The following is a 13366-nucleotide window of genomic DNA, read 5'->3' on the forward strand; positions in this document are numbered from 1 at the left end:
ATCGTCGACTGATCCGGCCTCATCGCGAGCAGGCTCGCTCCCACAGGGTTCAGCGCTGTTTCCGAAAGTTAGAAAAAGCCCAACGGATTGATGTCATAGCTCACCAGCAGGTTCTTGGTCTGCTGGTAGTGGTCGAGCATCATCTTGTGGGTTTCACGCCCCACGCCAGACTTCTTGTAGCCACCGAACGCCGCGTGGGCCGGGTACAGGTGGTAGCAGTTGGTCCACACGCGCCCGGCCTTGATCGCCCGGCCCATGCGGTAGGCGCGGTTGATGTCGCGGGTCCACAGGCCGGCGCCGAGGCCGAACTCGCTGTCGTTGGCGATCGCCAGGGCTTCGGCTTCGTCCTTGAAGGTGGTTACACCCACCACCGGGCCGAAGATTTCTTCCTGGAACACGCGCATCTTGTTGTGGCCCTTGAGCAGGGTCGGCTGGATGTAATAACCGCTCGACAAGTCACCGTCCAGACGCTCGGCCGCGCCACCGGTCAGCAGTTCGGCACCCTCCTCGCGGGCGATGTCCAGGTACGAAAGGATCTTGTCGTATTGCTGCTCGGACGCCTGGGCGCCGACCATGGTGTCGGTATCCAGCGGATTGCCACGCTTGATCTTGGCGATTTTCTTCATCACTTCGGCCATGAACGGCGCGTAGATCGATTCCTGCACCAGGGCGCGGGACGGGCAGGTGCAGACTTCGCCCTGGTTGAAGAACGCCAGCACCAGGCCTTCGGCCGCCTTCTCGATGAACGCCGGCTCGGCCTGCATGATGTCTTCGAAGAAGATGTTCGGCGACTTGCCGCCCAGCTCCACGGTGGACGGGATAATGTTCTCGGCGGCGCACTTCATGATGTGCGAACCCACCGGGGTGGAGCCGGTAAAGGCGATCTTGGCGATACGCTTGCTGGTCGCCAGGGCTTCGCCGGCTTCGCGACCGAAGCCATGGACGATGTTCAATACACCGGCCGGCAGCAGGTCGGCGATCAGTTCGGCAAAGACCATGATCGACAGCGGCGTCTGTTCCGCCGGCTTGAGCACGATGCAGTTGCCGGCGGCCAGGGCCGGAGCGAGTTTCCAGGCGGCCATCAGCAGCGGGAAGTTCCACGGGATGATCTGCCCGACCACGCCCAGCGGTTCATGGAAATGGTAGGCCGTGGTCAATTCGTTGATCTCGGCCGCGCCGCCTTCCTGGGCACGGATGCAACCGGCGAAATAACGGAAATGATCGGCCGCCAGCGGTACGTCGGCATTGAGGGTTTCGCGCACGGCCTTGCCGTTGTCCCAGGTTTCGCTGACGGCGAGGATTTCCAGGTTCTGCTCGATACGGTCGGCGATCTTCAGCAGCACCAGGGAGCGGTCCTGCACCGACGTCTTGCCCCAGGCATCGGCAGCAGCATGGGCCGCATCCAGGGCCTTGTCGATGTCGGCGGCGCTGGAGCGCGGGAATTCAGCGATCACCTGGCCGTTGACCGGTGAAGTGTTGGTGAAGTATTCGCCATGCACCGGCGCGACGAATTCGCCACCGATGAAGTTGCCATAGCGCGGCTTGAAGGAAACGACGGCGCCTGGGGTTCCGGGTTGTGCGTAGATCATGATGGGCCTCTGCCTGGTCGATGCCTGTCACGGGACAGGCGATAGGCCGATGGTAGAGAGCCCCGCCGGCCAGACGAATGCGTCGTTGGCAGGAGGGGCTCTCGTTATTTGGTCGTAGGTTTGTGGGTTGGAATGCAGAAAACTGGAATCGGCGCTGTTGTTCTGTGGGAGCAAGGCTTGCCCGCGATGAAGTTGACGCGGTTCATCTTGAAACCGAGGCGCCTCCATCGCGGGCAAGCCTCGCTCCCACAGGTTGCTGTCTCATCACAAGGACAGCGCCCTGCTCTGCTTCAGCTCAACGCTTGGCCACCAGATCCTTCGGCAACTTGAAGGTCCAGAGCATCCCACCCTGGTTGAAGTCCTTCACCCGCTTGGCCACTTCGCCGCCCCACAGCGGCACCGCGCCGCCCCAGCCGGACACCACGGAGACGTACTGCTCGCCATCCATTTCCCAGGTAATCGGCGAGCCGAGCACGCCGGAACCGGTCTGGAATTCCCAGACCTTTTCCCCGGTCTTGGCGTTGAAGGCCTGGAGGAAGCCTTCAGGCGTACCGGTGAATACCAGGTTGCCCTTGGTGGTCAGCACCCCGCCCCACAGCGGCGCGTAGTTCTTGTGGCGCCAGACTTCCTTGCCGGTCTTCGGATCGATGGCCCGCAGCACGCCGATGTAGTCCTCGTTCAGCGGCTTGATGGTGAACCCGGCCCCGAGGAACGCCGCGCCTTTCTTGTAGGCGATGCCTTCGTTCCAGATGTCCATGCCCCACTCGTTGGACGGTACGTAGAACAGCCCGGTGTCCTGGTTGTAGGCCATGGGCATCCAGTTTTTCGCACCGAGGAACGCCGGGGCGACGAACACCGAACTGCCCTTGGCTTCAGTGCCCGGCGCGCCCGGACGGCTGGCCTCGTTGTAGATCGGCCGACCGTCCTTGTCCAGGCCACTGGCCCAGGTGATCTTGTCGACGAACGGGAAGCCACGGATGAACTTGCCGTTGGTGCGATCAAGCACATAGAAGAAGCCGTTACGGTCTGCGGTGGCGGCAGCCTTGATGTCCTTGCCGCCTTCCTTGTAGTTGAAGGAGATCAGCTCGTTGACGCCGTCATAGTCCCAACCGTCGTGGGGCGTGCTCTGGAAGTGCCACTTGATGCTGCCGTCGTCCGGATTCAGGGCCAGGCGCGACGAGGAATAGAGGTTGTCGCCAGGACGCAGGTGGGAGTTCCATGGGGCCGGGTTGCCGGTGCCGAACAGCAGCAGGTTGGTTTCAGGATCGTAGTAGCCGCCGAGCCAGGGCGCAGCGCCGCCGGTTTTCCAGAGGTCTCCCGGCCAGGTCTTACCGGCCTCGCCGCCGGAAATGCCATTCTCGACCGCCTTGCCGTCCTTGTAGACGTAGCCCATGTGCCCTTCCACGGTCGGCCGAGTCCACAGCAGCTCACCGTTTTTCGGGTCGAAGGCACTGATCTGGCCCACCACGCCAAACTCGCCGCCCGCCACGCCAGTGATCAGCTTGCCGTTGACGACGATAGGGGCAGCGCTGATGGAGTAGCCTTCCTTGTGGTCGGCGACTTTCTTGCTCCACACCACCTTGCCGGTGTCCTTGTTCAAGGCGACCAGCTTGGCATCGAGGGTGCCGAAGAACACCAGGTCGCCATACAACGCCACGCCACGGTTGATCACGTCGCAGCAGGGACGGATGTCATCGGGCAGGCGCGCATCGTACTGCCAGAGCTTCTTGCCGGTACGGGCGTCCACCGCGAACACCCGCGAATAGGATCCGGTGAGGTACATCACCCCATCCTTGATCATCGGCTGGGCCTGCTGGCCGCGCTGTTTTTCACCGCCGAAGGAGAACGCCCAGACTGGCCGCAGGTCCTTGACGTTGTTGACGTTGAGGGTATCGAGTGGGCTGTAGCGCTGGCCCTGGACGCCCAGGCCATTGGTGACGATCTGTTGCGGGTTCTTCGGGTCCTGGAGAATTTCCTGATCGGTCACGGCGGCCAGGGCCGAACCCGACAGCAGCATGGCACTGAGCAGCAGGCTCACGGCGAAGGGTTGGCGACGTGCGGGATGAGTCATGACGGCTACCTCTGCGGTTATTGTTATACCCGGGAAATTTTCCCGGTCTGCCACAGATTCTTGGGCTCGGGGCCGCTGCCAACAATTGCACGCTGTGTTGAGTTTTCTAGTTCCTTGGTACATGTAAGAGACACACACAATCCCTTGTGGCGAGGGGATTCATCCCCGCTGGGCTGCGCAGCAGCCCCAAAAATAGTCCAGTCGCCACAAAATCGGAATGCCTGAAAAGGGGGCCGCTTCGCAGCCCAGCGGGGATGAATCCCCTCGCCACAGGTTTCATCTGCCCTGCTATTTGGCATCCACCCGCTTCATCCCCACCCGCTCATACCGCGGATAAAGATGACTGACACTGCGAATCAGCTCATAGCGGCTCAGACTGATCCCGGCAAAGCGCTCGGGAATGGGGCTGCGGATCATCTCGGCCATGTCGTCGCCCCGGGTGGCGCCGTCGCGCATCAATTGATCGAGCCAGCCCAGGTAGTCGCGCATCTGCGCAAAGGGCCCGGCATCGCTCGCCACCGGCCCATGGCCGGGAACGATCAGCGTCCAGGGCAAGGCCTGCAAGGTGTCCAGGTCCTTGAGCCACACCTCCAGTCCCGGGCTGTTTGGCGTGGTCAGGGCCCGCTCGTAGAACACCAGGTCGCCGGCGAACAGCACGCCGGTGGTTTCGTCCAGGATCGCCAGGTCAGCCCCGGTGTGCCCAGCCAGTTGCAGTAGCCGCAGCGAATGATTGCCCACCTTCAGCGTACCGGGAGCCAACACCTGGGTCGGCAGCACCACCTCGGTGCCACGCATCCAGTCGCCCACCAACCGGTACATGTTTTCCGCCATGGCGTCGCCTTGCTGGCGGAGCAGGTCCGTGGTGCCTGCCAGCGCGCCGATAGGTACGTCGCTGAAGGCCTGGTTGCCCAACACATGATCCGGATGATGATGGGTCAGCAGCACCTGGACCACCGGTTTGTCCGTGGTCGCCGCGATGGCTTGGCGCAAGGCTTCCCCGTAGCGCTTCGACGGCCCGGTGTCGATCACCACCACACCGGCGTCGGTGACGATGAAACCGGTGTTGACGATGTTGCCACCGTTGTCCTTGGCGAAATTCTCGGTGCTGCCTTCCAGCAGCCACGTGTCCTCGGCGATCTGCCGGGGCTTGAGCGAATAGTCCGCCGCGCTGGCCCACACCGGCAGGCACAAGCAGAGCAATAACATCCAGCGCATGGCGCGCTCCTTGGGGTCAGGGGATCGCCGCCCCGAATTGATTGCCGCTGTTGTCGCGCAACATCAAGCGGGTCTGCCCGGGGCCTTGTACGTCGAAACCCAGGTTGGGGTTTTCGCTGACTGCCGGGAACAGCTCCAGGCGCGCCAGCACCCGGTTGTCGGCGTCGAGCAATTGAGCCTGGTTGAGGAAGAATTCAGGAATGCCGCTGACCAGGCCGTTGTCCATCGGATGGGCCACTTGCACGCGCAGGCGACTGGTGTCGCCCCGGGGATAACGGGCACCGAGCACTTCGCCCAGGTGTTCCTCCCACCCCGGCTGGGTGCGCACCACACTGGGCGCGGTACAGCCACCGCCGGCCGCGTCGATCAGGGTCGAACCAACGTGCCACAGGCCGTCGCGGGTCTGTACGGCGGCGCGCAATGGGGTGGCTTGCTCGATGCGGATGCGGATCGACAACCAGGGCAGGACTCGCTCCCCCGGCTGGAAATCGACGATCCTGGGCAACGGATTGAGTTCTGCCCAGGCCAGTATCCGGACCACATCACCGGTAAAAGCGCGGGCATCGATTTCCAGCGGCACCTGGCGGGCATCTTCGGCAAAGGGAGGCGCCAACAGCCGGACCCGCTCGTCGAACACGAACGGTGCGTCGCCCAGCAGTTGCTTGTGATAGAACGCCCACATCACCGACGGAACCGGGTCCTTTCCCGGCTCGACCGCTGCCAGCGTCATCATTGGCAAGCCGAATCCCAGCAGGCAACACGCGAGCCATTTCATCCCTGCGCTCCTATTGATACATCTCCGGCACGTCGTAACGCAGGCCGTAATGGGCATAGACGGCCTTGAGGCTGCCGTCGCGGATGAGGCCTTCCAGCGCTTCCTCCACTGCATAGGCCAGTTGCCGGTTGCTTTCATGCACCGCCATGCCGATTTCCCAGCGCTGCTTGCCCATGTTCGGGTAGGCGTTTTCCGCCAAGGCCAGTTGCGCATCGGCGGCCTCGTGGACCTGCCAGTCGACCTCGCCGCGCATGGCCATGACAGCGTCGACCTCACCCGCCTGCATGGCCTTGAACGCCTGGCCGACGCTGGGGTAGTGATGGGTCCTGGCACTGAGCATGCCGTTGAACACCGACGTCAGGTAGAACGACGGCACGCTGTCGACTTCGACCCCGATGGGATGCTGCTGGAACACCGCGACGCTGCCCACCGAATCCAATCGACGGCGGTCATAAGCCACTTGCCAACACTCCTGCTGGTAAGGCCCGAACATCACCACCTGGGCATTTTCCAGCTCACCGATGTCGTTGCGTCTTTGCACGTAGTCGTGATCGTAGGGCACGCGCATCATCATGTCGGCCAGTTGACGGCCGTGCAGCGGACTGCTGCGCCAGATGTAATCGCGCAGGTCGTCGTCAAGCTTCTCGCCGGGGGGCGCCCAGATCAGCTTCAGCCGCACACCCAGCGCCTTTGCCAGGGCCTGGGCCAGTTCCACATCGACGCCCCTGGGTTGGCCGTCGGCTTCGAAGCTGTACGGTGCGAAGTCCTTGTAGACCGCCACCTTCAACTCACCGGCGGCAATCATCTGGTCGTAGCTGCGCACTTGCGCCTGCACGGCCTGGCTACACAGCAGCACGCTGCAGATTATCCACGCGAACAGGCGCATGGCGATCACTCCTCGACGTGCACGCTGTCAAGGTAGGTGCGCACCGCCCAGAGCGCTTCCTGGCTCAGGTAATCGGCCATTTTCGGCATGTAGACCCGACCGTCGCGCACCGCGCCATGGCGCACCCGTTCGACGAACCATTCGTCACCGGCTTCGGCGGCGTCCAGCATGCGCAGGTCGGGCGCGATCCCGCCGGACTTGGCTTCCAGGCCGTGGCAGGCCGCACAGTTCTGGTTGTACGCCGACGAGCCGATCTCCAACGCCCGGTCATGCTCGGGCGAGGTGCGGTAGGGGTTCACGGAAGCCCAGCCGTCGCCGTCCAACGCGACGCCAGTATCCTTGATCGGGGTCAGGCCCTTGGTCTCCACTGCCTGGGGCACTACGTTGCCATGGGCCCATACGGAGCCTGCGCCGGCCAGCCCCATCAGCAAAGCGGTAGCGATGATGGCGTTGCGTTTTGTTGTCATTGTTATGCCCTCTGGATTGCACGCTGACCTCTCTACAGAGGCCGTGCCGTCATCTTAGGAATCGAGCCGCTCCAGCCGAATGCTGCTTTGGTGGCCGGGTCCTAGTTCCTTGGTAGCAGGCCGTCCGACGCAAGTCGCAAAGACAGGCGGCTCGGGAAGTCTTCCCGGCAAAGGCGGGACTTTTTCCGTATCAGCAGGCCCCCGGCGCGACCCAACCTAGTCATGCCTAAACCTTTCACTGGGAACTGCCACCATGAGAATAAAAACGCTACCCGCCCTCTCCTCCCTGACGGTCGCCTTGCTGCTGGCCGGCAGTCTGTCGCTGAGCCCCTTGGCCAGCGCCGCAACGCCGGGAGTCAGTTGGGAAGACATTGCCAACGATCACCTGACCACCAAGGACGTGCTGCAATACGGCATGGGCACCAACGCCCAGCGCTGGAGCCCGCTGGCCCAGGTCAACGACAAGAACGTGTTCAAGCTGACCCCGGCCTGGTCCTACTCATTCGGCGACGAGAAACAGCGCGGCCAGGAATCCCAGGCCATCGTCAGCGACGGCGTGGTCTACGTCACCGGTTCGTATTCACGGGTATTCGCCCTCGATGCCAAGACCGGCAAGCGCCTGTGGACCTATAACCACCGGCTGCCGGACAACATTCGCCCGTGCTGCGACGTGGTCAATCGCGGCGCGGCCATCTATGGCGACAAGATCTACTTCGGCACCCTGGATGCACGCGTGGTCGCCCTCGACAAAAACACCGGCAAGGTCGTATGGAACAAGAAGTTCGGCGATCACGCCGGCGGCTACACCATGACCGGCGCCCCGGTGCTGATCAAGGACAAGACCAGCGGCAAAGTGCTGCTGATCCATGGCAGTTCCGGCGATGAATTCGGCGTCGTCGGGCAGTTGTTCGCCCGCGATCCCGACACGGGCGAGGAAGTCTGGATGCGCCCCTTCGTCGAGGGCCACATGGGCCGCCTCAACGGCAAGGACAGCACCCCCACCGGCGATGTGAAGGCGCCCTCCTGGCCCGACGACAAGACCACCGAAACGGGCAAGGTCCAAGCCTGGAGCCACGGCGGCGGCGCGCCCTGGCAGAGCGCCAGTTTCGACCCCGAGACCAACACCATCATCGTCGGCGCGGGCAACCCCGGCCCGTGGAACACCTGGGCCCGGACTGCCAAGGATGGCAACCCCCACGACTATGACAGCCTCTACACCTCCGGCCAGGTGGGCGTCGACCCGAGCACGGGCGAAGTGAAGTGGTTCTACCAGCACACGCCCAACGATGCCTGGGATTTCTCCGGCAACAACGAGCTGGTGCTGTTCGACTACAAGGACAAGGACGGCAAGGTCATCAAGGCCACCGCCCATGCCGACCGCAACGGTTTTTTCTACGTCGTGGACCGCAACAACGGCAAGCTGCAGAACGCGTTCCCCTTCGTCGACAACATCACCTGGGCCAGCCACATCGATCTCAAGACCGGTCGCCCCGTGGAGAACCCCGGCCAGCGTCCGGCCAAGCCATTGCCCGGCGAAACCCGGGGCAAGCCGGTGGAAGTCTCGCCGCCGTTCCTGGGCGGCAAGAACTGGAACCCCATGGCGTACAGCCAGGACACCGGGCTGTTCTACGTCCCGGGCAACCAATGGAAAGAGGAATACTGGACCGAGGAGGTGAATTACAAGAAAGGTTCGGCCTACCTCGGCATGGGGTTTCGCATCAAGCGCATGTACGACGATCACGTCGGCAGCCTGCGGGCGATGAACCCCACCACGGGCAAGGTGGTCTGGGAGCACAAGGAGCCGTTGCCGTTGTGGGCCGGCGTACTGGCGACCCAGGGCAACCTGGTGTTCACCGGCACCGGTGACGGCTTCTTCAAGGCGTTCGATGCCAGGACCGGCAAAGAACTGTGGAAATTCCAGACCGGCAGCGGCATCGTCTCCCCGCCCATCACCTGGGAACAGGACGGCGAACAGTACATCGGCGTGACCGTCGGTTATGGCGGTGCAGTGCCGTTGTGGGGTGGTGACATGGCGGAGCTGACCAAGCCCGTGGCACAGGGTGGCTCATTCTGGGTGTTCAAGATTCCAGGCTGGGACAAGGCCACGGCGCGGAAGTAGCGCGCCCCCCTCAAAAATCAATCCCATCCCCCTGTGGGAGCGAGCCTGCTCGCGAAGCGGTGTGTCAGTCGACATCCATGCAGGCTGATCCACCGCTTCGCGAGCAGGCTCGCTCCCACAGAGCTTACCGAGCCTACTGCCATGAATTACTTACCCCTTGCATTGCTGCTCGCCCTCAACGCCCACGCCGACGACACCGAAGCTCTCCTGACCCTCAACGGCTGCGTCATCGCCGAATCCAGCCAATGCCCCGGTGCCGATTTACGCGGTGCTCAACTGGCTAATCAGGACTTGCGCAAGATGAACCTCAGTGGCGCGGACCTGCGGGGTGCCGATTTGCGCCATGCCCGGCTGGACCTGGCCAACCTCGAACGGGCTCGCTTGCAGGGGGCCAACCTGACCCGCGCCAGCCTGCAACAAAGCAACCTGCGCCTGGCGGACTTCACCGATGCCACGCTCAAGGCGATCCAGGGCTGGGGGCTGTTCGCCCAAGGCGCACAATTCCAAGGCGCCGACCTGAGTGCCGCGTACCTGCAATTTTCCCGGCTGTCCGGCGCGCGCCTGCACGGCGCCAACCTGCAAGCCGCCGACCTGGAAATGGCCTGGCTGAGCAAGGCTGACCTCAAGGGCGCCGACCTGCGCGACGCCAACCTGCAGGAAGCCAAGCTGGGGGAAAGCAACCTGGAACAGGCCAACCTGAGCGGATCACGTCAGCACTACGGGAATTTCCAGGGGGCGAATATGGAGGGTTGTACCGGGTGTCCAACGTCTTGGGCCGAGTAACTCACAGTGCCCACGATCACCCCGCCACCCGCACCACGCCCATGTCGATCCCCAAATGCACCAGCTCGGCATGGGAACTGACCTGCAGCTTGCTCTTGAGCAGCGTCAGGTGATTGGACACGGTCTTGGCGCTGATGCACAGCTGCTCGGCGATCGTGCGTGCGGGCGTGCCCTTGGCGAGCATGACGAAAATTTCCAGCTCGCGTTGGGTCATGCATTGCAGGCGCGGGTCGGCGTCGTGCCGGGAGCTGGCACAGGCCAGTTGGGTCGCCAGGGATTGTTCGATATAGGCATGGCCGGCCAATACCCGTCGCACCGCCTCCACCAGCACCTGGGGCGCCGAATTCTTGGTCAGGTAACCCGCGGCGCCGGCGTCCAGCGCCTGGCGTACCAGCGGTAACTCATCGTGCATGCTGAAGAACAGCACGCGCAGTTGTGGCAGGCGTTGGCGCAGGCGCCGCGTGGTTTCCAGGCCACTGATGCCGGGCAGGCCGAAATCCATAATCACCAAGTGCGGCACCTGCTCCTGCACCTGGCACAGCGCCTCTTCACCCGTGGCCGCCTCGCGGACCTGCAAGTCTGGCATCAGGGCCCGCAGAAGGCTGGCGAACCCCTGCCGAACCACCGCATGGTCATCCACCAATAAAATATTCATCGCGCCTCCAGGGGGATATTCAAAGCCAGCGCCCAGCCGGCACCGGGGCGGCAGATGACACGCAGCTCGCCGCCCAGGCTGCGAGCCCGTTCGGACATCGAATGCAGGCCGACACCCGGTCGGGGCGGCTGCGTCGCCCCCTGGCCGTTATCGCGCACCAGCAGCCGCAGACGTCCGCCGCGCTGACGCAGACGAATCCGTACCCGGGTGGCGCTGGCATGACGGGCAACGTTGGTCAGCGCCTCCTGGACCAGGCGATACAGCTGGGTCTTGTCTGGCCCGGACAACAACGGCAACGCGGCGTCGATCCGCAGCTCGCAGGCAATGCCATGGGTGTCCTGACACTGCCGCGCCAACAATCCGATGGCTTCGTCCAGCGGCAAGTGCTGCAACACCACCGGGTACAGGTCGTGCACCAGCGCCCGAAAACCCTGTTGCAAGTGCTCGCAGTGCTCTTCGAGCTGGCTGACCGTCTGCTCCAACACCAACGGCTGGTCGGTGACCAGGCGCAGCAGGCAGGCACGGGCGCGGATGCCAGCCACGTATTGGCCCAGATCGTCGTGCAGGGCTTGGGCCAAATGGGTACGTTCCTGTTCCTGCACAGCCAGCAGTGCCTGGGTGAGCCGGGTGTTATCGGCCTGGGATTGGGCCAGGGCGGCAGTCATCCGGTTGAAGTGTCCCGCCAGTTGCCGCGCCTCCGGGATGCCTTCGGCGGGCAGGCGCACCCGCAGATCGCCGGCCGATACCTGGCGCAGCGCGTCGAGCAAGTCATCCAGCAACCGCATGCCCCGACGCACCGCCCAGCGGATCACCAGCAGGCTGAGCGACAAGGCCATGGTGCAGACGCCCAGCAGTTGCACCAGCGAATCAAGGATTTCTTCGATTTCATCCCGTGGATCGACGGCGATCCAGGCCCGACGACCGTCGCGCAGATCCACCACCTGAGGCGCCGGGCCATCGACCAGCACTTGCCGGCCGAGCCAGGCCTTCAGCCCGCTGTCGACGCCCGCCGGCAGGCTTTCCCCCGCCGCCAGCCAGCGCACCCGCACATGGCGCAGGCTCCCGGTCAGACGCATCTGGAGGCTGGCCGGGTCGCGCTCGGCGGTTTCGCGCAGGTATTGCACCACGGAACCGGCCGATTGCAGCTCGCGCTTTACGTCGGTCATGGCTTGATGCAGCAACAGGCCCCCACAGGCCAGCGTGACCAGGCCGAAGAAGGCCACCACCCACAGATTGATCCGCCACAGGGCCGACATGCTCAACACCCCATCACTGAATCGACACATGTCACTTGTGGGAGCGAGCCTGCTCGCGATGAGGGCGGCACATCCACCCTCTCTGTCGGCGGGACCACCGCTATCGCGAGCAGGCTCGCCCCCACAGGGGGGCGGCGGTGACTGCCGGGCAAGCGGTCGACCCCAATCAAGCTCAGGATGAGCAACAGCGGCAGAAGCAACGCCTTGAAAGTCCGCACGGTCTGTCCGCTCCCTGATGAATGACGGTTGTCCGCATCCTAAAACGCCAACATTGACGACGAGTTACTACCTTGGTACTGCCCCGGCGGTACTTTCTGCATATTTCCCCCCGATCAAGGGCTTCCTATGCTGGCGCTACCTGCAATGGAGGTGTCATGCGCCGGCTCGTCAGTTTCACCTTGATCGCCCTGATGGCAGCCACCACCGCCCAGGCCGAGGACGCGATGCCGTTGCAGGTGCGCATTGGCTACTTGGGCTATCGCCCCGACCCAGGCCCGCTGCTGTCCAACGTCATTGCCGAACCTGCCGATGCCGGGCTGCGCGGCGCCGAGCTGGCGATCATCGACAGCAACAGCACCGGCCGTTTTCTCAAGCAGGAATACCGCCTGGAAAGCGCCAGCGTCGACAGTCCCGAAGCCTTGCTCCAGGCCGCTCGTACCCAGCACGACCAGGGCCTGCGGCTGTTCGTGGTCAACGCCCCGGCCGCCAGCCTGCGTCAGCTCAGCGCCGCCCTGCCCGACAGCCTACTGTTCAATGCCGGCAGCGCTGATGACAGCCTGCGCACCACCGACTGCCTGGGCAACGTGCTGCACAGCCTGCCCGACCGGGCCATGCTCGCCGATGCCCTGGTGCAATTCAGCGTCGTGCGCAAATGGCAGAAGGCATTGTTGATCGTCGGGCAGACACCCGAAGACCAGGCCTATGCCAGCGCCCTGCGCCGGGCCATGAAACGCTTCGGCATGAAGACCGTCGCCGAGAAAGCCTGGCAGTTCGATAACGACCAGCGCCGCAGCGCACAGGCCGACATGCCGCTGTTCACCCAGACCGCCGAATACGACGTAGTGCTGGTGGCCGATGAGCGTGGCGACTTCGGCGAGTACCTGCCCTACCAGACCTGGTACCCGCGTCCGGTGGCCGGCACCCAGGGTCTGACGCCCACCGGCTGGCACAAGACCGTGGAAACCTACGGCGCCGCGCAATTGCAAAAGCGCTTCGAAGCCCTGGCCGGGCGCTGGATGAACGACCGCGACTTCGCCGCCTGGATCGCCGTGCGCAGCGTCGCCAGCGCAGTGAGCAAGCTGCGCCAGGCCGACCCGTTCGCCATTCGCCAGTTGGCCTTGAGTGATCAGTTGCCCCTGGACGGTTTCAAGGGACGCAAGCTCAGCTATCGCCCCTGGAACGGACAACTGCGCCAACCGATTCCCCTGGTCCAGCCGCGGGCCCTGGTCAGCACCTCGCCACAAGACGGCTTCCTGCACCCCACCAATGAAATGGACAGCCTGGGCTACGACCGGCCCGAAGTGAGCTGTCGCTACCCCTGATCGACAACA

Annotated in this window: 11 protein-coding genes; 3 read left to right on the forward strand and 8 right to left on the reverse strand. The window is 63.8% G+C overall.

What is annotated here, in order from left to right; genetic code table 11:
- Nucleotides 1–68: 68 nt before the first annotated feature.
- The 6 genes from exaC to pedF all read right to left on the reverse strand — a co-directional run bounded on the left by exaC (nucleotide 69) and on the right by pedF (nucleotide 7003).
- Nucleotides 69–1589 (reverse strand): acetaldehyde dehydrogenase ExaC, encoded by a 1521-nt coding sequence (gene exaC / locus ACODTO_RS12525; protein ID WP_139643228.1) that lies wholly within the window; start codon nucleotides 1587–1589, stop codon nucleotides 69–71.
- Between the two features lie 295 nt (nucleotides 1590–1884).
- Nucleotides 1885–3660, reverse strand: a complete 1776-nt coding sequence (locus ACODTO_RS12530) for a PQQ-dependent methanol/ethanol family dehydrogenase (protein ID WP_139643231.1) — start codon at nucleotides 3658–3660, stop codon at nucleotides 1885–1887.
- A 288-nt stretch (nucleotides 3661–3948) separates the two neighbouring features.
- Complete coding sequence (locus ACODTO_RS12535) at nucleotides 3949–4875, reverse strand: quinoprotein relay system zinc metallohydrolase 1 (protein ID WP_175364155.1); 927 nt, start codon at nucleotides 4873–4875, stop codon at nucleotides 3949–3951.
- A gap of 16 nt (nucleotides 4876–4891) precedes the next feature.
- Nucleotides 4892–5650: a quinoprotein dehydrogenase-associated SoxYZ-like carrier gene (locus ACODTO_RS12540; protein ID WP_489106517.1), complete on the reverse strand. Its 759-nt coding sequence runs from the start codon at nucleotides 5648–5650 to the stop codon at nucleotides 4892–4894.
- A 10-nt stretch (nucleotides 5651–5660) separates the two neighbouring features.
- On the reverse strand, nucleotides 5661–6536 hold the full coding sequence (locus ACODTO_RS12545; RefSeq protein ID WP_139643239.1) for a substrate-binding periplasmic protein: 876 nt from the start codon (nucleotides 6534–6536) through the stop codon (nucleotides 5661–5663).
- Nucleotides 6537–6541: 5 nt separating this feature from the next.
- The gene (gene pedF / locus ACODTO_RS12550; RefSeq protein WP_139643242.1) at nucleotides 6542–7003 is read right to left on the reverse strand and encodes a cytochrome c-550 PedF; all 462 of its coding nucleotides are present in this window, start codon (nucleotides 7001–7003) and stop codon (nucleotides 6542–6544) included.
- A 253-nt stretch (nucleotides 7004–7256) separates the two neighbouring features.
- On the opposite strand from pedF, the gene exaA reads away from it, so the two are divergent.
- Nucleotides 7257–9122: a quinoprotein ethanol dehydrogenase gene (exaA, locus tag ACODTO_RS12555; RefSeq protein ID WP_489106518.1), complete on the forward strand. Its 1866-nt coding sequence runs from the start codon at nucleotides 7257–7259 to the stop codon at nucleotides 9120–9122.
- Nucleotides 9123–9263: 141 nt separating this feature from the next.
- Nucleotides 9264–9905: a pentapeptide repeat-containing protein gene (locus ACODTO_RS12560; RefSeq protein ID WP_139643248.1), complete on the forward strand. Its 642-nt coding sequence runs from the start codon at nucleotides 9264–9266 to the stop codon at nucleotides 9903–9905.
- Nucleotides 9906–9921: 16 nt separating this feature from the next.
- Here ACODTO_RS12560 and ACODTO_RS12565 read toward each other — a convergent pair whose 3' ends face one another.
- Together ACODTO_RS12565 and ACODTO_RS12570 are read right to left on the reverse strand one after the other, a co-directional pair.
- The gene (locus ACODTO_RS12565) at nucleotides 9922–10560 is read right to left on the reverse strand and encodes a response regulator (RefSeq protein ID WP_139643252.1); all 639 of its coding nucleotides are present in this window, start codon (nucleotides 10558–10560) and stop codon (nucleotides 9922–9924) included.
- Nucleotides 10557–11816 carry a sensor histidine kinase gene (locus ACODTO_RS12570; protein ID WP_489106519.1) on the reverse strand — a complete coding sequence of 420 codons (1260 nt, stop codon included), beginning with the start codon at nucleotides 11814–11816 and terminating at the stop codon, nucleotides 10557–10559. Before ACODTO_RS12570 ends, ACODTO_RS12565 begins: the two co-directional genes overlap by 4 nt.
- Nucleotides 11817–12190: 374 nt before the next feature.
- Here ACODTO_RS12570 and ACODTO_RS12575 point away from each other — a divergent pair, with 374 nt between their 5' ends.
- The gene (locus ACODTO_RS12575) at nucleotides 12191–13357 is read left to right on the forward strand and encodes an ABC transporter substrate-binding protein (protein WP_175387035.1); all 1167 of its coding nucleotides are present in this window, start codon (nucleotides 12191–12193) and stop codon (nucleotides 13355–13357) included.
- Nucleotides 13358–13366 lie beyond the last annotated feature (9 nt).

The organism is Pseudomonas sp. FG13, from assembly GCF_057809755.1.